Origin of the sequence: Nonomuraea sp. NPDC052634 (genome assembly GCF_040678535.1) — a bacterium.
Lineage (GTDB): Bacteria > Actinomycetota > Actinomycetes > Streptosporangiales > Streptosporangiaceae > Nonomuraea > Nonomuraea fastidiosa.
This window is the reverse complement of the sequence record NZ_JBFATY010000002.1, coordinates 607,190-628,634: the sequence shown is the minus strand read 5'-3', so window position 1 is coordinate 628,634 and position 21,445 is coordinate 607,190. Positions and strand designations below refer to the sequence as shown.

The 21,445-nt window shown below is 70.1% G+C and carries 16 protein-coding genes; 6 read left to right on the top strand and 10 right to left on the bottom strand.

All coding sequences use genetic code 11. The features are described 5' to 3' along the window. The first annotated feature begins 251 nt into the window (after positions 1-251). The 5 genes from AB0K67_RS15480 to AB0K67_RS15460 all read left to right on the top strand — a co-directional run bounded on the left by AB0K67_RS15480 (position 252) and on the right by AB0K67_RS15460 (position 4,244). On the top strand, positions 252-1,310 hold the full coding sequence (locus AB0K67_RS15480) for an ATP-binding cassette domain-containing protein (protein ID WP_364059213.1): 1,059 nt from the start codon (positions 252-254) through the stop codon (positions 1,308-1,310). Continuing rightward, positions 1,303-1,983, top strand: a complete 681-nt coding sequence (locus AB0K67_RS15475) for an ABC transporter permease subunit (RefSeq protein WP_364059210.1) — start codon at positions 1,303-1,305, stop codon at positions 1,981-1,983. Before AB0K67_RS15480 ends, AB0K67_RS15475 begins: the two co-directional genes overlap by 8 nt. Next, positions 1,980-2,672 carry an ABC transporter permease gene (locus tag AB0K67_RS15470; RefSeq protein ID WP_364059207.1) on the top strand — a complete coding sequence of 231 codons (693 nt, stop codon included), beginning with the start codon at positions 1,980-1,982 and terminating at the stop codon, positions 2,670-2,672. The genes AB0K67_RS15475 and AB0K67_RS15470 overlap by 4 nt, the downstream gene beginning before the upstream one ends. Before the next feature lie 38 nt (positions 2,673-2,710). Continuing rightward, entirely contained in the window at positions 2,711-3,637 is a 927-nt protein-coding gene (locus AB0K67_RS15465; RefSeq protein ID WP_364059204.1) for an ABC transporter substrate-binding protein, read from the top strand. Positions 3,638-3,782: 145 nt separating this feature from the next. Continuing rightward, positions 3,783-4,244, top strand: a complete 462-nt coding sequence (locus tag AB0K67_RS15460) for a flavin reductase family protein (RefSeq protein ID WP_364059581.1) — start codon at positions 3,783-3,785, stop codon at positions 4,242-4,244. An 88-nt stretch (positions 4,245-4,332) separates the two neighbouring features. Here AB0K67_RS15460 and sppA read toward each other — a convergent pair whose 3' ends face one another. The 7 genes from sppA to AB0K67_RS15425 all read right to left on the bottom strand — a co-directional run bounded on the left by sppA (position 4,333) and on the right by AB0K67_RS15425 (position 16,052). Beyond that, positions 4,333-6,030: a signal peptide peptidase SppA gene (gene sppA, locus AB0K67_RS15455; protein WP_364059201.1), complete on the bottom strand. Its 1,698-nt coding sequence runs from the start codon at positions 6,028-6,030 to the stop codon at positions 4,333-4,335. 332 nt (positions 6,031-6,362) lie between these two features. Next, positions 6,363-7,712 carry a S8 family serine peptidase gene (locus AB0K67_RS15450; protein WP_364059198.1) on the bottom strand — a complete coding sequence of 450 codons (1,350 nt, stop codon included), beginning with the start codon at positions 7,710-7,712 and terminating at the stop codon, positions 6,363-6,365. 167 nt (positions 7,713-7,879) lie between these two features. Then, positions 7,880-9,271 (bottom strand): S8 family serine peptidase, encoded by a 1,392-nt coding sequence (locus tag AB0K67_RS15445; RefSeq protein WP_364059195.1) that lies wholly within the window; start codon positions 9,269-9,271, stop codon positions 7,880-7,882. A 193-nt stretch (positions 9,272-9,464) separates the two neighbouring features. Then, the gene (locus AB0K67_RS15440; protein WP_364059193.1) at positions 9,465-11,492 is read right to left on the bottom strand and encodes a S8 family serine peptidase; all 2,028 of its coding nucleotides are present in this window, start codon (positions 11,490-11,492) and stop codon (positions 9,465-9,467) included. A gap of 99 nt (positions 11,493-11,591) precedes the next feature. After that, positions 11,592-13,754: a 1,4-alpha-glucan branching protein GlgB gene (gene glgB, locus AB0K67_RS15435; protein WP_364059190.1), complete on the bottom strand. Its 2,163-nt coding sequence runs from the start codon at positions 13,752-13,754 to the stop codon at positions 11,592-11,594. A gap of 105 nt (positions 13,755-13,859) precedes the next feature. Continuing rightward, on the bottom strand, positions 13,860-14,783 hold the full coding sequence (locus tag AB0K67_RS15430; protein WP_364059187.1) for a hypothetical protein: 924 nt from the start codon (positions 14,781-14,783) through the stop codon (positions 13,860-13,862). Positions 14,784-15,143: 360 nt separating this feature from the next. Next, complete coding sequence (locus AB0K67_RS15425) at positions 15,144-16,052, bottom strand: AfsR/SARP family transcriptional regulator (protein WP_364059184.1); 909 nt, start codon at positions 16,050-16,052, stop codon at positions 15,144-15,146. A 44-nt stretch (positions 16,053-16,096) separates the two neighbouring features. Between AB0K67_RS15425 and AB0K67_RS15420 the strand changes: the two genes are divergently transcribed. Next, positions 16,097-16,219, top strand: a complete 123-nt coding sequence (locus tag AB0K67_RS15420) for a hypothetical protein (protein ID WP_364059182.1) — start codon at positions 16,097-16,099, stop codon at positions 16,217-16,219. A 7-nt stretch (positions 16,220-16,226) separates the two neighbouring features. Here the strand turns inward: AB0K67_RS15420 and AB0K67_RS15415 are convergent, their stop codons facing one another. The 3 genes from AB0K67_RS15415 to AB0K67_RS15405 all read right to left on the bottom strand — a co-directional run bounded on the left by AB0K67_RS15415 (position 16,227) and on the right by AB0K67_RS15405 (position 21,407). Beyond that, positions 16,227-17,558 carry a phosphotransferase gene (locus AB0K67_RS15415; RefSeq protein WP_364059179.1) on the bottom strand — a complete coding sequence of 444 codons (1,332 nt, stop codon included), beginning with the start codon at positions 17,556-17,558 and terminating at the stop codon, positions 16,227-16,229. 3 nt (positions 17,559-17,561) lie between these two features. Then, the gene (gene treS / locus AB0K67_RS15410) at positions 17,562-19,262 is read right to left on the bottom strand and encodes a maltose alpha-D-glucosyltransferase (protein ID WP_364059176.1); all 1,701 of its coding nucleotides are present in this window, start codon (positions 19,260-19,262) and stop codon (positions 17,562-17,564) included. Between the two features lie 72 nt (positions 19,263-19,334). Next, positions 19,335-21,407 (bottom strand): alpha-1,4-glucan--maltose-1-phosphate maltosyltransferase, encoded by a 2,073-nt coding sequence (locus AB0K67_RS15405; RefSeq protein ID WP_364059174.1) that lies wholly within the window; start codon positions 21,405-21,407, stop codon positions 19,335-19,337. Positions 21,408-21,445 lie beyond the last annotated feature (38 nt).

Sequence of the window (21,445 nt, the reverse complement as noted above, 5' to 3'; positions counted from 1 at the left end):
CTGATGCGTCAGGATTCGTGAGGGTAATCATGCCAACTGGCGTGGTCCGGCGCACTACCAGATAAAGAATTCATGCGAATCTCCACCCCAGAAGGCCGCATTCGGTAACGCGTCAACTGAAGCGTTTAAGGAAATCCCGAGGGGACACATCGGGAAGTATCGCCGTAGTCTGTGGGTTCAGGAGATCATGCGGCGGTCGTGGCACGGGGGCTGCGGCGCTGCCACCGAAAGCCCGAAGCGAGAGTTCGCGCGTGATCACATTCGAATCTGTCACCAAGCGCTATCCAGACGGCACCGTCGCCGTCGATCATCTCGACCTTGAGGCGCCCACGGGCGAGATCACCGTACTCGTCGGCCCGTCGGGCTGCGGAAAGACCACCTCACTCCGGATGATCAACCGGATGATCGACGCCTCGGAGGGCCGCATCCTCCTCGACGGCGTCCCCGTCCAGGGCATCGACCCGCCGACGCTGCGGCGCGGCATCGGCTACGTCATCCAGCAGGCCGGTCTCTTCCCGCACAGGAAGATCGTCGACAACATCGCCACCGTCCCCTACCTGCTCGGCTGGGACCGCAAGAAGGCCCGGTCGCGGGCCATGGAGCTGCTCGAACGCGTCGGGCTCGACGCAGCGCTCGGCCAGCGCTACCCGTTCCAGCTCTCCGGCGGCCAGCAGCAGCGCGTGGGCGTGGCCAGGGCGCTGGCGGCCGACCCGCCGGTGCTGCTCATGGACGAGCCGTTCAGCGCCGTCGACCCGATCGTCCGCACGAGCCTGCAGGACGAGCTGCTGCGGCTGCAGAGCGAGCTGAACAAGACGATCGTGTTCGTCACGCACGACATCGACGAGGCCATCAAGCTCGGCGACCGGGTGGCGGTGATGCGGGTGGGCGGCAAGCTGGCCCAGCTCGCCGACCCCAAGACGCTGCTCGCCCAGCCCGCCGACGACTTCGTGCAGGAGTTCCTGGGGCGCGACCGGGGCATCAGGCGGCTGCAGTTCGTCTCCACGGAGGGGCTGCGGCTGCGTACGGACCTGACCGTGCCTGAGGGGTCCTCGGCCGCCTCCCCCGAGCCGTGGGTGCTGGTCGTGACCGGCGACGGCCGGCCGGTGGGCTGGCGCACCGGCGAGCCGGGCGGGAAGCTGGAGCCGTACGGCGCCTACCGCCACGGCCGCGACAGCATGCGGGCCGCGCTCGACGCCGCGCTGCTGTCGCCGTCCGGCAACGCGGTGGCGCTCGGCGAGGACGGCAAGGTCGTGGGCGTGGCCAGCCGGCAGGCCCTCGACGAGGCGCTGGCGGAGGCCGCAGATGGGTGACGGCCCTCCCTCGCTATGGGAGTGGATCGGGCGTAACTGGGACACCGGACGGGTCGACAGCATCCGCAACCTGCTGACCGACCACCTCGTGATGTCGTTCATGCCGATCCTGCTCGCGCTGATCGTGTCGGTGCCGCTCGGCCTGGCCTGCGCGCGCTGGCGCTGGCTCTATCAGCCCACGTCAGGGCTGATGAACGTGGTGTACGCGCTGCCGTCGCTGCCGGTCTTCATGCTGCTGATCTCGGTGACCGGCCTGTCGCAGACCACGGTGATCATCCCGCTGGCCTTCTACGGCACGGCGGTGCTGCTCCCGGCCGTGGTCGACGGGCTCGACTCGGTGCCCGACCACGTACGCCAGTCGGCGATCGCCATGGGCTACACCCCGCTGCGCCGGCTGCTCGCGGTCGAGCTGCCGATCGCCATCCCGGTGGTGCTGGCCGGGCTGCGGGTGGTCGCGGTCTCCAGCATCAGCCTGGTCAGCGTGGGCGCGCTGATCGGGCAGGGCGGGCTCGGCGGGCTGTTCACCCGCGCCTACCAGAACCCGTTCATGCCGCCGGTGATCGTCGGCATCGTGCTCATCGTGGCGCTCGCGCTGGTCGCCGACGGTCTGCTCGTCCTGGCGCAGCGGCTGCTGACCCCGTGGGTGCGCGCGCGGAAGGGGGCGGCGCCGTGAACTGGCTGACCTCGTTCATCGGCTGGCTCGCCGAGTTCTTCGGCAACCCCGACAACTGGTCGGGCACCGGCGGCATCCCCGCCCGCCTGCTCGAACACCTGGAGTTCTCGGCGCTTGCGCTGGTGCTCGCGGCGCTGATCGCGGTGCCGCTCGGCCTGCTCATCGGTCACACCGGGCGGGGTGCGCTGCTGGTCGTCGTCTCGGCGAACCTGGCCAGGGCGCTGCCCACGCTGGGGCTGCTGGTGATGTTCGTGCTGCTGCTCGGCACCAGCTCGATCTGGCCGGTGATCATCCCGCTGGTGCTGCTGTCGGTGCCGCCGATCCTCGTCAACACCTTCGAGGGGATCAGGGGCGTCGATCCCGAGCTGCGCGACGCCGCGTACGGGATGGGGCTGCGCGGCGGGCAGGTGCTCGGACGGGTGCTGGTGCCGGTGGCGCTGCCGCTGATCCTGCTGGGCTGCCGCCTGTCGGCCATCCAGGTCGTGGCCACCACCACGGTCGCCGCCTATACGGGGCTCGGCGGGCTCGGCCGCTACGTCATCGACGGTTTCGCGACCAAGGATTACGCGAGCGTCGTCGGTGGTTCCGTACTGATTGTGCTGTTCGCGCTCGTCGTGCAGGCTCTGTTCGCCCTCGCCCAGAGGGTGGCGGTCTCTCCGGGGGTGAGCCGGCGCCTCAAGGTTCGCTAGGTTTTGCTGTATAACCTCCCGCTAAGAAGGGAAAAGTCATGAGACGCACGTACGGCATCGCGGGGGTCCTCCTGTCGGCGATGCTCGCACTGGCCGCCTGCGGTGGGGGTGGATCCACCGGGAGCAACCCGCTCGAGACGACGAGCGCGGCACCCTCCGGCTCGGCTTCCGGTGCGGGAGGCAAGGCGATCATCGGCTCCTTCGACTTCGACGAGAGCGTGCTGCTCGCCTCCATCTACGCCCAGGCTCTGGAGGCCAAGGGCGTGCAGGTGGAGGAGAAGCCCCGCATCGGCAGCCGTGAAGTCGTCTTCGACCAGGTCAAGAGCGGCGGCCTGACGATCGTCCCCGAGTACAACGGCAACCTGCTCGCCTACATCGACGTCAAGGACACCTCGGTGACCACCGAGGAGGTGGACGCGGCGCTCAAGCAGAAGCTGCCGCCCGAGCTGGAGGTGCTCGACTCCTCGCCCGCCGAGGACAAGGACAGCCTGTCGGTCACCAAGGAGACCCAGGACAAGCAGGGTCTCAAGACCATCGAGGACCTCGCCAAGGTCTCGAAGGACATGGTGCTGGGGGCTCCGCCCGAGTTCAAAAAGCGCTGGGAGACCCGCTTCAAGGAGGTCTACGGGCTGGAGTTCAAGGAGTGGAAGCCCACGGGCCCCACCACGGCCGACGCGCTCAAGGACGGCTCGATCCAGGTCGGCAACGTCTTCACCACCGACCCCAAGATGACGACCAACAATCTGGTAGCGCTCGAGGACACCAAGAACGTCTTCGCCGCCCAGAACGTGATCCCGCTGCTGCACAAGGCGTCCGCCGACGACACCATCAGGACCACGCTCAACGGCATCTCGGCCAAGCTCACCACCGACGCGCTGCTGCAGATGATGCAGAAGATCTCCGTCAACAAGGACGAGCCCGCTACTGTTGCCAAGGAATGGCTGACCAGCAACGGCCTCGTCTGAGCGCCGCCATCCGCGCCGAGGGCCTCCGCCCGTGCGGAGGCCCGGCCGTGGCGTGCCGCCCTTACGGCCACCGGAGCCCTTCCGGCCGGGGAAACGCGTTCGACCTGTGGAGCCCGTCGCGGTGACCGAGCTGTTCACCGAGGCGATGGCCCAGCTCGCGGCCGGCGTGGCGGTGGTGACCGCCCGCGAGGGGCGCGACGACATCGGCACCACCGTCTCGACGCTGATGTCCGTCTCGCTGGAGCCGCCGCTGGTGCTGGTGAGCCTGGCCGGCAAGGGCTACCTCAACGAGGTGCTGCTCCGGCAGGGCCGCTGGGCCGCCTCCCTGCTGTCGTCCGATCAGACGGCCGTCGCCAGCCGCTTCGCCGCCGCGGGACGGCCGAGCGCCCGCCTGCTCGTCGCCGGCACCCCGCACCACCGGGGGCCGCACACGGAGGCGCTGGTGATCGAGGGCGGGGTGGCCGCCATCGAGGCCGAGACCACCAAGGTCGTCGTGGCCGGCGACCACACGATCTTCATCGCGGCCGTGCTCGCCGTCGATTACGTCGACGCGCGCCGGCAGCCGCTGGTCCGGCTGCGCAGCCGCTACCGCACCATCGCCACCTGAGCCCCGGCCTCAGCGCGCGGGCCCGCCGCCGTTCGTGAGGCGACGTACCGCCTCCGCGCCGCGCCCCGCTGTCCGGTCCGCCGCGAGGTCAGCGGATGCGATACCAGGACGGCAGCAGCAGCGGGCCGCCCGCGGGCAGGCCCAGCTCCGCCGACAGCCGCGCCAGCGGACCCCACGCGTCGAGCCGGATCCTGGCCAGCGCCGCCGCCTTGTCCTCGCTGGACTCGGGGCCGCGCAGCCGTTCGAGCGGGTTGAGCCGGGGATAGGTGCGTACGGGCGCGTCCTCGGCCAGCCCCACCCGCTTCCTGGCCAGCGCCAGCGCGTCCTCAAGCCCGCCGAGCTCGTCCACCAGCCCGTTGGCGTGCGCGTCGGCGCCCGTCCAGACCCGGCCCTTGGCCAGCTCGTGCGTACGCTCGCGGCTGAGGTCGCGGCTCTTGGCGACCTTGTTCACGAAGTCGTCGTAGATGCGGTCGAGCCAGGCGTTCACCCGCTCCCACTGCTCGGGCGAGAAACCCCTGGTGAGGGAGAACATGCCGGCGTTGGCGCCCTCGGCGAGCAGCTCGGAGTTGACCCCGGCCTTCTCCATCAGCTCCGACAGCACCGGCTTGCCGCCGTAGACGCCGATCGAGCCCGTCAGCGTGCCCGGCTGTGCCATGATCACGTCGGCCGCCATCGACACGAAGTAGCCGCCGGAGGCCGCGAAGTCGCCCATCGAGACGATCACCGGCTTGACCTTGCTGGTCAGCGCCACCTCGCGCCAGATCGTGTCGCTGGCGACGTACGAGCCGCCGGGGCTGTCCACCCGGAACACCACGGCCTTGATGTGCTCGTCACGGCGGGCGGCGCGCAGCGAGGCGGAGATCGTGTCGGAGCCCATCGCGCCGCCGCCGCCGAGCGGGCTGCGGCCGCTGCGCCCGGTCTTGATCAGGCCGCTGCCGTGGACGAGCGCGATGCCGTCGGCCATGGGCTGCGGCAGCTTGCGCACGTTGGCGGCCTTGGCGTAGCGGGCCAGGTACAGCAGGTGCGCGTCCTCGCCCGCGGCGCGCTTCAGCTCGTCGTAGACCTCGTCGCGGTAGGCCAGCTCGTCGACCAGCCCCGCCTCCTGCGCCTCCGAGGCGATGAACGGCCCCTGGTCGATCAGCTCGCGCACCTTCTCCGGGTCGAGCCTGCGGCCGTCGGCGATGCCCGCCACGACCGTCTCGGTCAGCGACTCCAGCAGGCGGGCCGCGGACTCGCGGTGCGCGTCCGTCATGCGGTCCTCGGTGAAGGTGTTCATCGCCGTCTTGTACTCGTGGCGCTGGCCCACCTCGTAACCGACGCCGAGCTTGGTCAGCGCGCCCTTCACGAAGCGCTGCTCCATGGCGAGGCCGGTCAGCCCGACGTCGCCGCTCGGCTGGAGGTAGAGGCGCTCGAAGGCGGTGGCGAGGTAGTAGGGGATGGTGCCGCCGCTGAACTCGCCGAACGTCTCGGCGTACGCGACGGTCAGCTTGCCCGCCGCCCGGAACCGGATCACCGCCTGGCGCAGCTCCTGGACCATGGCGAACCCCAGCGGGTTGCCGCCGATCTTCACGACCAGTGCCTTGACCCGTGGGTCCTGGCGGGCCCGCTTGAGCCCGGACAGGACGTCGGCCAGGCGCGGCTTGCGCATGGACAGCACCGCGGCGAGCGGGTCGGCCGGCGGGCCCTCGGTGAGGCCCTCGGTCAGATCGAGCTCCAGCACCAGCGGGGCGGTGCGCCGCTGGCGAAGCTTGCCGACGGTATCGAAGATCGCCTTGCCTGCGTCCATAGAAGCCACCCTAAGCGACACAATTCGAAAAGCACGCCTTTGCCGGAACAGGGGTTCCCGGACGCGCGTGACGGCAGGTCAGCGGCCTCGCATCCGCTCTCAGCGAAAGGTCGGTCATTCAGAGAGGTGATGACGACCTTGCCCGCCGCGCGCCCCTCCTCCAGCTCGCGCATCCTGGCCCGCGCGAGAGAGCGGAAGGTCGCGCCCAGCGTGAAGACGGAGAGCACGACGCTGAACGCGCCGGCGCCATCGATGGGCCGCAAACGCGCATCGGCCGGGCCCGTGGTGCCGGGCCCGGCCGATGACTCGCTACTTCAAGGGATCAGGCGGGGTCAGCGCAGCGCCGCCCAGACGTTGATCCGAGGCGTGGTCACCTGCGCGCCGCCGCTGTCGTACGTGATCGGCTTGCCGGTGCTCTTGAGCGCGTTGAGCAGCGTGTCGGCCGACGACCACGTGTCCTTCTGGCGCAGGAGGGCAAAGGCGCCGGCCACGTGCGGGGCGGCCATGGAGGTGCCGCTGAGGGTCGCGTACGCGTTGCCCGCGATGGCGCCCGTGATGCTCGCGCCCGGCGCGAACACGTCGAGCAGCGTGCCGCGGTTGGAGAAGGAGGCGACCGCGTCCTGCTTGTCGGTGGCGCCGACGGTCACGACGGAGGAGACGCAGGCAGGCCAGGAGACGCCCGCCTGGTTGCCCTCGTTGCCGGCCGCGACCACGGTGGGCACGCCCTTGGCGAGGAGCTTGTCCGCCTCGGCCTTGAAGTCCGCGCCGTCGCCCTCGTCGCAGTTGGAGGTGTACGCGCCGCCGCCGAGGCTGAGGTTGACGGAGGCGATGCGGTACTCGTGGGCCAGCAGCTCGGCGTAGGCCATGCCGGTCAGGATGGAGGAGTCGTAGGCGAGGATGCAGACCGGCTGCCCGTTGCAGTACGGCGAGTCGTCGAAGCGGCTGAACACCTGCACCGCGATGATCTTGGCCTTGGGGGCCACGCCGTCGGCGGGGAAGTCGGCGGTCCGCTGTCCGGCGGCGATGCCGGCGACGTGCGTGCCGTGGTAGCACAGGCCGTACTGCGGCTGCGGCGCGCCGTTCATGCACGCCTCGGTCTCGGCGTTGGCGGCGCCGTCACCGAGCTGGAACTGGCTGCCGCTGGGGCAGAGCGGGCTGGAGCCGTCGGCGGGGTCGGCGGCGGAGAAGCACGCCTGGGCGACGATGCGGTCGCCGAAGGCGGGGTGGTCGTCGTCGATGCCGGTGTCGAGAATGGCGACGGCGCTGCCGTCACCGGTGATGCGGGCGTTGTGCGCCCTGTCGGCCCCGATGAGCGGGACGCTCTCGATCAGGCTGGGCTTGTTCAGCTTGTCCTTGCGGATGGAGACCACGTCGGACTGCTCGGCGATCTTCTCCAGCTCTGCGCGGGTGCCGCGGTAGACGAAGAAGTCGAGCTTGCCGGCGAGCTCTGCGGGCGGCTGCGCCTCGACGTTGCGCCGGTCGCGCTTGACCTGCTCGGCGCTGGACCTGACGGCTTGCACCTTGGCGGGCTGCCGGACGTGCACGATGGCGCGGTGCTCGCCTGCGGCCGTCAGCGCGGGGTCGATTTTGGATTCTGGGTCGGCGTGGGCGGGGGTGGCCACCAGGGCCGCCGATGCGGCTGCTAACGCGATGGCTCCGGCGAACAGAGACGGGAGACGCAAACCGTTCCTCCGGGGTCTCAAGGGAAATTTGTCCACCGAAGTGTATTAATCCGACAACAGATGTCAGAGAGGCGCAAGAGTTCCGTTACCGCTTCTTGTTCTGTCCGACAGCGCGCCGTAGGCATGCGAGCGGGCCGGACCACGAGGGTCCGGCCCGTTGCACCCGCTCAAATCCGGGGATCCCTGCTGGCCTGCGTGGCGGTGGTGGCGCGTTCCAGATCGATTCTGGAGGTGACCACCGGCGTGCCCGCCGCGTCGAACTGGATCGCCCTCCCGGTGTCCCGCAGCCGCTGCAGGTTCTGCGTGACCGTGAACTCCGGGTTGGCCTGCCGCATGATCGCGAACGCCCCCGCGACGTGCGGCGCTGCCATCGAGGTGCCGCTCTTGTTCCCGTACGTGTCGTCCGGCACGGACGAGTTGATGGTCACGCCCGGTGCCAGCAGGTCGAGCAGCGGCCCCCTGTTGGTGAACGTGGCCAGCCGGTCGCTGTCGTCGGTGGCCCCGACGGCGACGGCGGTGGAGATGCAGGCCGGCGAGGCGACCCCATTGGCGGCCCCGCTGTTGCCCGCCGCGACCACGGGTGCCACGCCCAGGCTCACCAGCAGGTCGAACTCCGGCTTGACGGCCGCGGCGTCCGGGTCGGTGTCGCACGCCTCCGAGTACGCGGTGCTGCCGCCGAGGCTCATGTTCACCGCGGCGACGTTGTGCGTCGTGGCCACCCGCGACACGTACTCGAGCGCCAGCTTCTGGTCGGAGGTGTAGCTGAGGAAGCAGGGCGCGGTGGTGCCCCGCAGCATGCAGGTCAGGGCGTTGTCCACCCGGCTGAACACCTGGATGGGCAGCAGCCGCGCCTCGGGGGCGACGCCGCTGGCGGGCGCGCCGGCGGTCATCCTGCCCGCCGCGATGCCGGCCACGTGGGTGCCGTGCGAGCAGGCGTTCTGCCCGTTGACCAGGCACTGCGCGGTCTCGGCGTCGGCCGCGCCCGGCCCGGTCTGGCTGGGCTGGTTGTTGGGGCAGAGGGAGACCGTGCCGTCGGTGGCGCTGGCGGAGGAGAAACAGGCCTCGTCCACGATGCGCCCGGCGAAGAACGGGTGGTCCCGGTCGATGCCGGTGTCGAGTACGGCGATGGTGGTGCCGGTGCCGTTCCAGCCCGCCTGGTTCGCCCGGTCCGAGCGGATCAGCGCGGTGCTGACGTCGAGAAAGGGCATGCTCAGCTCGTCCTTGTAGACCGAGTGGATGCGGTCGTCCTTCTTGAGCTTGTCGAGCGTGCGCCGGTCGACCTCGGCGACGAAGAAGTTCGCCGAGCCGGTCGCCTCGACGACACGGCTGCCATTGGAGGCCTGCTCCAGGTCGGCGGCGACCGCCTGGACGCTCTGGCCTGGTTTGAGCTGGATGATCGAGCGGACCCGGCTCTTGGCCTGCACCTCGGAGGCCAGCGCGGGGCTGATGATCGGATCGCCCGCGTCGGCGGCATTGGCGTGGAGCGTGGGCGCCGCGTAGAGCACGGCTGATGTCACGACCAGCGTCGTCGCGCCGGCCAGCAGAGACCGTAGCCTCACTTGTTCCTCCCGGAGGCTGGAGCCGTGAAGCGCTTCCGGCTCCCGGCTGGTTACAGCCGCTACCTCCCCGCCTGTGACAAGCGTGATGTCAGGGGCGTATGTGATGCAGAGAAACGATGGTGGCTTCTTTACGGCGATTCGGGCGAAGAGCAGAAGGCCGGTGCTCTTCGCCCGGCCTTCTTCCTACATTTAGCTATTTGACGGTTTTCAGGATGCTCTGCGTGGCTTTCTTCAGGGCCTTGGCGGAGGGCTTGCTCTTCATCCGCACCTTCTCCGCCGCCGTCAGCGCCTTGGTGCCGTTCGTGCCGTGCGCCCAGTTGAGCCAGGCCGTGAGCAGCGCGCTGTCCAGCTTCGCCTTGCTGCTTCCGCTCTTGGCCTTCAGCACCCGGTACGCCTTGCCCAGCGACGACGCCTTCGTCAGCTCGGAGAACACCTTGCTCGACTTGGAGATCAGCTTCAGGTAGCAGGTGAGGGTCGCGTCGGTCAGCTTGCCGCTGCTGCGGTGCACCTCGACGGCCCACTCCTTGGCGTCTAGCTTCTTGGCCGCGGTGCCCCGCGTGCACACGGCCGCCGCCTTCGCCGCCGTCGGGCTCGGCGACGCCGTGGCCGTCACGGTCACCGTGACCGTCACCGTGGGCAGCGGCACGGGGCTGGGCGGCGTGGAAGGCTGCGGGTCCGGGTCCGACGGCTGATCGGGCTCCGGCGTGGGGCCGCTGCCGTCGGTCGGGTTCGGCTCCAGCGGGCCGGGCGGCGGCTCGGGCGCCGGGCTCTGCGAGATCGGCGGCTGCGGGGAGGCGCCCGTCAGGGCCGCGGCCAGGTCGAGACGCGGCGTGGTGACCTGCGCGCCGTCCACCTCGTAGGTGTACGGACGGCCGCTGCTCTTCAGCGCCTCGATCAGCTCGGTCATCGGCCGGTCGGGGTACGCCTCGCGCATCAGCGCCAGCGCGCCCGTCACGTGCGGGGTGGACATCGAGGTGCCGCTGTAGGCGATCGTCGCGTCGTCGGGCACCGCCGAGACCACGTCCACGCCCGGCGCGAACAGGTCGAGCAGCGGCCCCCGGTTGGAGAAGTCGGCGATGTGGTCGTCGTTGTCGTTCGCGCCGACCGCCACGGCCGTGGAGACGCAGGCCGGATGCGCCACGCCCGCGTAGTACTCGTTGCCCGCCGCCACCACGGTCGCGATGTTCTTGGCCAGCAGGGCGTCGATCTTCTCCTTGAAGACCGCGCCCTCCTCGACGGTGTCGCAGTTCGTGTCGTACAGCCAGCCGCCCAGGCTCAGGTTGACCGCGGCGATGGGCCGGTCGAGGGTCAGGTTCGCCACGTAGTCGAGGGCCTGGCGCAGCGACGACTCGTACGCAAGCAGGCACGCCGGCTCGCCGCACAGGTCCTCGTCGTCGATCCGGCTGAACACCTGCACCGCCACGATGCCCGCGCCGGGCGCGACACCGCCGGTGCCGGCCGCGATGCCCGCGACGTGCGAGCCGTGGTCGCACATGTTCACCGAGCCCGACAGGCAGGCCGGCGTGGTCGCGGCGGCCGCGTCGCCGTCGAGCTGCTGATTCTGGCCGTTCGGGCACAGCGATCGCACGCCCGCGTCCTCGGTGGCCGAGAAGCACGCCTGGGCGAGGATCCGGCCCTGGAACCACGGGTGGTCCACGTCGATGCCGGTGTCGATGATCACCACGGCCTGGCCGGAGCCGATCCTGCCGCTCTGGTGCACCTGGTCGGCGCCGATCAGCGACAGGTTCGGCGCGACCTCGGCCGGGCTGTAGAGGCGGTCGCGGTGGATGGACGAGACGCGCGGGTCCTCGGCCAGCTTGGCCAGCTCCTCGGCGGTGCCCTCCACGACCATGTACGACTGGTTCTGCGGCTGCAGCACCACGTCCACGCTCTCGGACGCCGCCAGCGTCGCGACGGTGGCGTGCGCGCCCGCGTCGGTCAGCTCGACGATGGCCCGCTCGGTGCCGCCGTCGACGCCTAACCCCTCCTCGATCTTCTCCTCGGGAGCCTTGGGCTCCTGAGGCGCCTGAGAGGTCTCCGGCGCCGGCGTCTCCTGAGCCGGCGGCGCCTGCTCCGGTAACGGCTCAGGCTGCTGCTGCACAGGTGGTGCCTGGGTGACGCCGGGCGTGGGGGCCGGCGTCGGTTCGTCGGCGTACGCCGGGCCCGCGAGCGGCAGCAGGGCCAGCGCGATCGAGCTCACGAACAAGGGGCGGAATCGCACGCGTCCTCCGAGAGGGGATGATCTCGGAGTTTAGGGTGATTTTCCGGGCGGGCACAGGCCCCCGCCGCGCTTTCTCACCGAACTTTCAGCGTGCGTCACTCATTCGTTCAGCTCCGGGCCGGGGTGGGTGAACCACACCGCGCCGAGCGGCGGCACCCGCAGCGTCGTCGAGTACGGCAGGCCGTGCCACGGCTCGCCGTCGGCCTCGACCGCACCGAGGTTGCCCACGCCGCTGCCCCAGTAGTCGTAGGCGTCGGTGTTGATCGTCTCGGTCCAGCGGCCCGCGTACGGCAGGCCCAGCCGGTAGTGCTCGTGCGGCCCGCCGCTGAAGTTCACCACGCACGCCAGCGCGGACCCGTCGCCCGCGTACCGGACGAACGAGAACGTGTTGCCCGAGGCGTCGTCGGCGTCGATCCACCGGAAGCCCTCGGGCTTGGTGTCCTGCTCCCACAGCGCCGGGGTGTCGCGGTAGATCCGGTTGAGGTCGCGTACCAGCCGCTGCACGCCCTGGTGGCCGTCGAACTCCAGCACCCACCAGTCGAGCCCGCGGCTCTCCGACCACTCCGAGCCCTGGCCGAACTCGCCGCCCATGAACAGCAGCTGCTTGCCGGGATGCGCCCACATGAACGCGAGCAGCGCCCGGAGCTGCGCGAACCGCTGCCACTCGTCGCCCGGCATCTTCGCCAGCAGCGAGCCCTTGCCGTGCACGACCTCGTCGTGGGAGAGCGGCAGCACGTAGTTCTCGGAGTAGGCGTACAGCAGCGAGAACGTCATCTGGTGATGGTGGTACTGGCGGAAGATCGGCTCGTGGCGCAGGTATTCGAGCGTGTCGTGCATCCAGCCCATGTTCCACTTGAAGCCGAACCCCAGGCCGCCGAGGTGCACCGGCCGCGAGACCCCAGGCCAGGCCGTCGACTCCTCCGCCACCGTCGAGATGCCGGGCGCCTCGCGGTAGCAGACCGCGTTCATCTCCTTCAGGAACTCGACCGCGTCGAGGTTCTCCCTGCCGCCGAAGACGTTCGGCGTCCACTCGCCCTCGCGCCGCGAGTAGTCGAGGTAGAGCATCGAGGCCACCGCGTCCACCCGCAGGCCGTCGATGTGGAACTCCTTCAGCCAGAACAGCGCGTTGGCCACCAGGAAGTTGCGCACCTCCCTGCGGCCGAAGTCGAAGACGTACGTGCCCCAGTCGGGGTGCTCGCCCCTGGCCGGGTCGGCGTGCTCGTACAGCGGGGTGCCGTCGAAGCGGGCCAGCGCCCAGTCGTCCATCGGGAAGTGCGCGGGCACCCAGTCGAGCAGCACGCCGATGCCGCGCTGGTGCATGACGTCGACGAAGTGGCGGAACTCGTCGGGTGTGCCGAACCTGGCCGTCGGCGCGTAGTAGGAGGTCACCTGGTAGCCCCACGAGCCGCCGAACGGGTGCTCGGCCACCGGCAGCAGCTCCACGTGGGTGAAGCCCATGTCCACGACGTACTCGGAGAGCTGGTCGGCGAGCTCCACGTACGACAGGCCGGGCCGCCACGAGCCCAGGTGCACCTCGTAGACGCTCATCGGCTCTTGCTGCGGCTGCTTCTCGCGCCTGGCGACCATCCAGGCGTCGTCCTGCCAGCTGTAGTCGGACTTGTCGATCACCGAGGCGGTCATCGGCGGCACCTCGGTGCGCCGCGCCATCGGGTCGGCCTTCTCCCGCCACACGCCGTCGGCGCCCAGGATCTGGTACTTGTACCGCTCACCGGCCCCGAGGCCCGGGATGAACAGCTCCCACACGCCGGAACGGCCCAGCGAGCGCATCGGGTAGGCGGTGCCGTCCCAGTGGTTGAAGTCGCCGATCACGCGGATGCCGCGCGCGTTGGGCGCCCAGACGGCGAACGCCGTGCCCTCGACGTCCTCATGCTTCATCACGCGCGCGCCGAGCGCCTCCCACAGCCGTTCGTGCCGGCCCTCGCTGATGAGGTGCAGGTCCACCTCGCCGAGCGTCGGCCAGTGCCGGTACGGGTCGCGCATCTCGTACGGCTCCGCGCCCGGATATTTCACGCTCAACGTGTACGTGGGCACCTTGTCCAGGCCCGGCACCGTCACCTCGAAGACGCCGTGCGCCTGGTGCTTCATGTCGTGGGCAGAGCCGTCCTCCAGCACCACCCGCACGCGCTCGGCGAGCGGGCGCAGCGCGCGGAACACCACCCCGCCGTCTACGGGGTGCGCTCCGAGCACGGAGTGCGGATCGTGGTGCGCGCCGCCTGCGAGGCGGTCGAGCTCTGTCCTCATCGGCATGCTCCCAACCCTGCCCTAAGTTGACCGTTCATCCCAGGCACTGCCCGCTTTCACCCCGACAATCACTGCAAGTGCGGAAAACCGGGGTTGTTCTTGGGTTTAGACAAAAGGTGCACCAGGGATGCTTTCCGGCGATGCGCTCTTAACGGCGGCCGTGAACGCGTCCTCCAAGCCGTCGCCCGGCCGGCTTTCCCGCGGTGCGGAGTCCTCGGACAGCAGGGCCGCCAGCGACCCGGCGTCTTCGGGCAGGACGCTCGCCAGCGCCTCCTCCAGCGGCGTGACCGCGCCCGCGGCGCACTCGCCCGCGTACTCCTCCTCGCCCAGGGCAGCGCGGACGGCCGCGGCGATGCGGTCCACGTCGCCCCGCTCGCCGGCCGGCAGCGGCGCGCCCACCGACTCCCTGAGCGCGGCGGCCCGGCCGAGCAGCCGCGCCGCCTCCCCGTGACGGCCGCCGAGCGCACGCGCGCCGGCCAGGCCCTCAAGGGCCAGCGCCACCGCACGGGGATCGCCGACCTTGCGCGCCATCGCCAGGCCGCGGAGCTGGAGGTCGAGCGCCTTGGCCGCGGCGCCGCGCTGCTCGGCCACGAACCCCAGCTCGGCCAGGATCAGCGCCGCCCCGGGGTCGCCCGCGACGTCATCGACCCAGCCGAGCCAGGCGCGCAACCGCCGCTCGGCCTCGTCCAGCCTGCCCTGCCTGCGCGCGCTCAGCGCCAGCCCCACCTCGGCGAACTCCTCGGCGGGCCGGTTCGACTGCGCCGCCGCGAGCCGCCTGGCCCGCTCGTGGTACTCGTCGGCCCGCGCGCGGTCGCCGGTGAGCAGCGCGACGCGGCCGAGCCGCGACAGCGCGTCCGGCACCGTGCTCCACAGGCCCAGATCCTCGGCGAAGCGCAGCTGCTCGGCACGCAGCGCCGCCGCGCGTGCGTAGTCGCCGGTGATCTCGGCGAGCGTGCTCGCCGCGCAGCGCGGGCTCCAGGCGTTCGGCCAGCGCGGTGTAGTGGCGCAGGTGCCGCAGCCGCACCTCATCCAGCTCTCCCGCCGCCTCCAGCCGTTCCACGCAGTACGCCGACACCGACTCCAGCAGCCGGTACCGGCCATCCGCCCCGGGGCCCGTCGTCCGGAGGACGAGCGAGCGGTCCACCAGGCGGGCCAGGAGGTCGAGCACGTCGAGGCCCGGTTCCGCGCAGACGTCCTCGGCCGCCTCCAGCGTGCAGCCGTCGGCGTGCACGGCCAGGCGGCGCAGCACCAGCCGTTCCGCGCCGGTCAGCAGCTCCCAGCTCCAGTCGATCATCGCCCGCAGCGTGCGCTGCCTGGCCGGCGCGTCGCGATGCCCGGAGGCGAGCAGCCGGAACCGGTCGTCGAGCCGCTCGGCGAGCTGCCGGGGCGTCAGCGTGCGCATGCGCGTGGCGGCCAGCTCCAGCGCGAGGGGGATGCCGTCCAGCCGCGCGCAGATCTCCACCACGTCGGGATCGGCCTCGCCGCTCGGGCGGGTGCCGAGCGCGGCGCGGGCGGTGAACAACTCGACGGCCGCCTCCAGGTCGAGCGGCGGCACGGCGTACACGGTCTCGCCCTCGATGCGCAGCGGCTCCTGGCCGGTGGCCAGCACGCGCAGCTCCGGTGCGGCCCGCAGCAGCCGCCCGGCCAGCTCGGCGACCTGCTCGATGACGTGCTCGCAGTTGTCCAGCACGAGCAGCGTCGGCCGACCGGCGAGCGCGGCGGGCAGGCGGTCCTGGAGCGCGCCGGGCGCGTCGTCGCGCAGCCCGAGCACGGCGGCGACCGCCTCGGCGACCTCGACAGCTCGACCAGCTCGGGCCCGGGGTCGAGGCCCAGCTCTCCGGCCAGCCGCCTGCGCAGGTCCTGGTAGCCGGCCAGCGCCTCGCCGGGCCGCCCGGCCCCGTACAGGGCGCGGATGTGCGCGGCGCGCAGCCGTTCCCGAAGGGGATGCGCGGCCACCAGGTCGGCCAGCTCGGCGGCCACCAGCGCGTGCTCGCCGAGCCCGAGCCGCGTCTCGGCCAGCTCCTCGTACGCCACCAGCCGCTGCTCGTCCAGCCTGGAGACGGCCGCGAGCGCGAAGGGGGCGCTCGCGAACTCGGCGAAGGCAGGTCCCCGCCACAGGTCGAGCGCCTGACGCAGCAGCGCCGCGCGCTCCTCAAGCCCGGCGGTCCGACGGGCGCGCTGAAGCAGGGAGGCGAACAGCCCGGCGTCCACGGCCTCGGGCTCGGCCAAGAGCGCGTACCCCGGCGGCCGGTACGCCACCAGCTCACGGTCCCCCAGCGCCCGCCGCAGTTGCGACACCTTCACCCGCAGCGCGGCGCCCGCGCGCGTTCCACGAGCAGGGCGTGCGGCCCGACCTGCTGCTGCCGATGCAGGAGATCATGGAGCGCCGCGTGGCGCGCGGCCTGGGGCACGAGGGCCTGTCGGGGCTGGTCGAGGAGCTGGTGGACGAGCCCGCATCGGCGTGACGGCGGCTCACGTGGTGCGCGGGCGGAAGGCGGCCAGCGGGATGGGCAGCCACGTGGGGCGGTTGCGGGCCTCGTACACGACCTCGTAGACCGCCTTGGACAGCTCGAACGCCCGCAGCAGCGCCGCGTCGGCCGGAGTGATCACGCCGCCGCCTTCGGCGTAGCCGTCGAGGAAGGCGGCGCGGTTGCGGTCGGCCCACTCCTGGGCGCGGGGCTCCAGCTTCTCGGCCTCGGAGTGCCCGGCGAGCAGGTGGCGGGCCGCGTAGTCGAACGAGCGCAGCATGCCCGCGACGTCCCGCAGCGGCGAGTAGAGGGCGCGGCGCTCGGCGAGTGGCTGGCCCGGTTCGCCTTCGAAGTCGAGGATCACCCAGTCCGTCGGGGTGCGCATGACCTGCCCCAGATGGAAGTCTCCGTGAACACGTTGCACGGGCACCTCTGTGGTGAGCAGCTCCACCTGGTGGTAGGCGTCCTCAATGACGCTCACATGCTCCCGCAGCTCGGGTACCTCGCCCACGGCCCGGCCCAGCCGCCGCCTGAACCCCTCCGCCATGCGCTTGATCTCGTGGATCTCCACGACGTCCGTGGGGAAGGCGGCGGCCAGCTCGTGGTGCACGCGGGCAGTGGCCATGCCCAGCCGCAGCGCCTCGGCCGCGAAGTCGCCGCCCGCCTCGCCCGCCGGCACCTCGGGCATGGAGGCGTACAGGTCGCGCACGCTGGCCAGCGCGAGGTCCCAGCCGTCGTTGGCGGGTGTGAGGTACTCCTGCATGATCGCGAGTGTGGTGGCGGTGCCGTCGAGATCGGCCTCGATCCACCCGTACGGCTGCGCGATGTGCGGCGCGTTCCTGGCCGCCAGCGCGGTGATGATCTCCAGTTCGGGGTTGACGCCGGGGATGAGCCGACGGAAGAGCTTGCAGATGTAGGAGTCCCCGTACACCAGCGAGGTGTTGGACTGCTCGGCCCCGAGCACGGAGCTGCGGGGCGAGGTGTCGATGACGTGGTCCGGCACGTGCCGCATGCGCAGGCCGCTGCGGGTCTCACCGGCCGCCATGCCCTCGAGCAGCACGTGCATCAGGTCGCTGTCATGCACCGCGTCGTAGAGGTAGGTGTCGCCCGCGGTGCCGATGAGGGCGTGGCTCAGCCGGTCGGGCAGGTCCGTACGCTCGCCCACCAGAAGCTGGTAGCGGTCACGCGAGCCCTCCTGCCAGACCGCGATCACGAGGTGCCGCAGCCCGGGGGAGAGCTCGACGTCCGCCTCGATCGACAGCTCGTCGATCGGGCGCCCCTTGCCGCCGAACCAACGCTGACGGCTGATCCATACGGCAAGGAGCTGATCAAGCACGCCCTACTCCTCCTGGGTGATGGCCGGCGGGAGTGTGAACCAATAGAACCCATGCCCGGGAAGCGTCAAAAGATACGGAAGTTCGCCAATCGCCGGGAATGGTACGCCGCCCATCGTCTCCACCGGTGACACCCCCACGAACCTGCGCAGGTCCAGCTCCACCGGCTGCGGGAAGCGTGACAGGTTGTTCACGCACAGCATCCGGTCGTCGCCCAGCTCGCGGACGAACGCGAGCACGCTGGGGTTGGAGGAGTTCAGCTCCGCGTAGCCGCCGAGCCCGAAGACCGGATGCCGCTTGCGGATCTCGATCATCCGGCGGGTCCAGTGCAGCAGCGAGCCCGCGTTCTTCTGCTGGGCCTCGACGTTGATGGCCTGGTAGCCGTAGATCGGGTCCATGATGACCGGCAGGTAGAGCCGGCCGGGGTCGCAGTCGGAGAAGCCGGCGTTGCGGTCGGGGTCCCACTGCATGGGGGTGCGCACGCCGTCGCGGTCGCCGAGCCAGATGTTGTCGCCCATGCCGATCTCGTCGCCGTAGTAGAGCACGGGGGAGCCGGGCAGCGAGAGCAGCAGCGCGGTGAACAGCTCGATCTGGTTGCGGTCGTTCTCCAGCAGGGGCGCGAGGCGGCGGCGGATGCCGACGTTCGCCCGCATGCGGGGGTCTTTGGCGTACTCGGCGTACATGTAGTCGCGCTCTTCGTCCGTGACCATTTCGAGCGTGAGCTCGTCGTGGTTGCGGAGGAAGATCCCCCATTGGCAATTTTCCGGAATTTTCGGCGTTTGAGCCAAAATTTCGGAAATGGGGAAGCGGGACTCCCTGCGGACGGCCATGAAGATCCGCGGCATCAGCGGGAAATGGAAGGCCATGTGGCACTCGTCCCCGCCGTTGACCGGGTCGCCGAAGTACTCCACCACGTCCGACGGCCACTGGTTGGCCTCGGCGAGCAGGACCCGGTCGGGGTAGAGCCGGTCCACCTCGGCGCGGATGCGCTTGAGGTACTGGTGGGTCTTCGGCAGGTTCTCGCAGTTGGTGCCCTCCTCCTCGAAGAGGTACGGCACCGCGTCCAGCCGGAACCCGTCGATGCCCAGGTCCAGCCAGAACCGCAGGACCTCCAGCATGGCCTCCTGCACGGCCGGGTTCTCGTAGTTGAGGTCCGGCTGGTGGTGGAAGAAGCGATGCCAGTAGTACTGGCCGCGTACGGGGTCGTAGGTCCAGTTGGACGTCTCGGTGTCGATGAAGATGATCCGGGCGTCCTGGTACTTCTCGTCGGTGTCGGACCAGACGTAGAAGTCGCCGTACGGGCCCTCGGGGTCGTGCCGGGACGCCTGGAACCACGGATGCGCGTCGCTGGTGTGGTTCATGACCAGGTCGGCGATGACCCGCATGCCGCGTTTGTGCGCCTCGTCGACCAGCTTCACGAAGTCCCCGAGGTCGCCGAACTCGGGAAGGATCTTCATGAAATCGGAGATGTCGTAACCACCGTCGCGCAGCGGCGATTCATACAGGGGCAGCAGCCACAGACAGTCCACGCCCAGCCACTGCAGGTAGTCGAGCTTGTTGATGAGTCCCCGGATATCGCCGGTCCCGTCGCCGTTGGAGTCGGAGAAACCCCGGATCAGGACCTCGTAGAAGACCGCGCGCTTGTACCAATGGGGGTCGCGCGGTTTCTCCTCGTCAAAGGTGTTGGGAATAGGTGTGAGGCTCATGAGCCGCCTCGCAGGAGGCTCATGAGGGAGGCGCTTTCACACACGTCGAAGACTCCCCGCTGAATTCGGTTCTTACCGTGGCGCGGCTCTTACGGTGAGAATATGGGCAGGCTGGATGTGGGGGTCGAGGCGTACATAGTTGCTCTGCCGCCAGCGGTACGACTCGCCTGACAACTCGTCGTCGACGACGAACTCGGCGTTCCAGTCGAGGCCGAGCGCAGGCAGGTCGAGATCAACAGTCGCCTCGTGGGTGTGGTGTGGATCGAGGTTGACGACCGCTATGACGACGTCGCCCAGACCGTGCCTTCGTGTGGCCGGGTCATAGGCGCCCGGGAGTCGTTTGGAGAAGCAAACGATGTCCGGTGAGTCGACCCTGTGGAACCGTAGATTACGCAATTCTTGAAGCGCGGGATGCGCTCTTCGGAACAAATTCAGATGAGTGATGAAGGGAGCGAGGGTCCGTCCTTCGCGTTCGGCCGCGGCCCAATCGCGCGGTTTGTACTGATATTTTTCGCTATCTAGGTATTCCTCGCTGCCGGGGCGAACCGGCACGTTTTCGTAGAGTTCGTAACCGGAATAGACGCCCCACGTCGGCGAGGCGAGCGCGGCGAGCACGGCCCTGATCTTGAACGCCGGCACCCCGCCGTGCTGCAGGTATTCATGCAGGATGTCCGGAGTGTTCACAAACAGGTTCGGCCGCAGGTAAGCAGAGGTCTCCTTGGCCAGTTCGGTCAAGTAGCTCTCAACATCCCATTTGCTGTTCTTCCACGTGTAATACGTATAAGACTGGTGAAAACCGGTCTTCGCCAGCGTACGCATCATCGCCGGCCGCGTGAACGCCTCGGAGAGGAAGATCACATCAGGGTCGGTGCGGTGCACATCGGCCAGCAGCCGCTCCCAGAACGACACCGGCTTGGTGTGCGGGTTGTCCACCCGGAAGATCCGCACCCCGTGGTCCATCCAGTGCCGCAGCACCCGCTTGACCTCGTTGTAGATCCCCTCGGGGTCCTTGTCGAAGTTGAGCGGGTAGATGTCCTGGTACTTCTTCGGCGGGTTCTCCGCGTACGCGATCGAGCCGTCGGCCCTGATCGTGAACCACTCGGGGTGCTCCTTCACCCACGGGTGGTCCGGTGAGCACTGGAGCGCGAAGTCCAGCGCGATCTCCATGCCCAGCTCCCGCGCACGGGCGACGAACGCGTCGAAGTCCTCGATCGTGCCCAGGTCGGGGTGGACCGCGTCGTGGCCGCCGTCCTCCGAGCCGATCGCCCACGGCGAGCCGGGGTCGTCGGGCTCGGGGCTCAGCGTGTTGTTGCGCCCCTTGCGGAACGTCTTGCCGATCGGATGGATGGGCGGCAGGTAGACGACGTCGAAGCCCATCTTGGCGATCGCGGGCAGCCGCTTGGCGGCCGTCTGGAACGTGCCGGACTTCGACATGCCGTTCTCGCTGACCACGGCGCCTTCCGACCGGGGGAAGAACTCGTACCAGGAGCCGTAGAGCGCCCTGCGCCGGTCCACCCTGATCTTGTGCGACTTCGACCTGGTCACCAGCTCGCGGAACGGATGCGCCTCAAGGAGCGCGGCCGTCTCGGGAAGCTGGGCGATCGACAGCCGGGCCCGCGGGTCGAGGTTCTCGTCACGCAGCGTGGCCGAGATCGACAGCAGGGCCGCGCGGTGGCCGCAGGCGCCCTCGCCGGTGCCGTTCTGCCGCTGCCCGCCGTTCTTCACCTCCCCGGCGTTGGGGCAGTCGGCCGGGCGCACGGCCTTGGCCGCCCGCTCGAACAGCCGGGCGCCCTCCTCGCACATGAGGTCCACGTCCATGCCGCGCGGGATCTTGATCTCCGCGTCGTGCAGCCAGGTCGTGATCGGGTCGCTCCACGCCTCGACGCGGAACAGCCAGTCGCCTTCGGCGGGCAGCGAGACCTCGACGCCCCACCGGTCGGTGCCGGGCGCCAGCTCGCGCATCTGTCTCAAACGTCCGCGCTGCCCGTCGGGCGAGGTCAGCACCACGCCCGCCGCGACAGCGTCGTGTCCTTCTCTGAACACGGTCGCCGAGATCTCGAAGGTCTCGCCGGCGACCGCCTTCGCGGGCCACTGCCCGCAGTCGACGACGGGGGAGATGTCCGTGATGGGAATTCGTCCGATCATCGCATTCAGAGGTTTGCGGCGACACTCCCGGTGCCGCC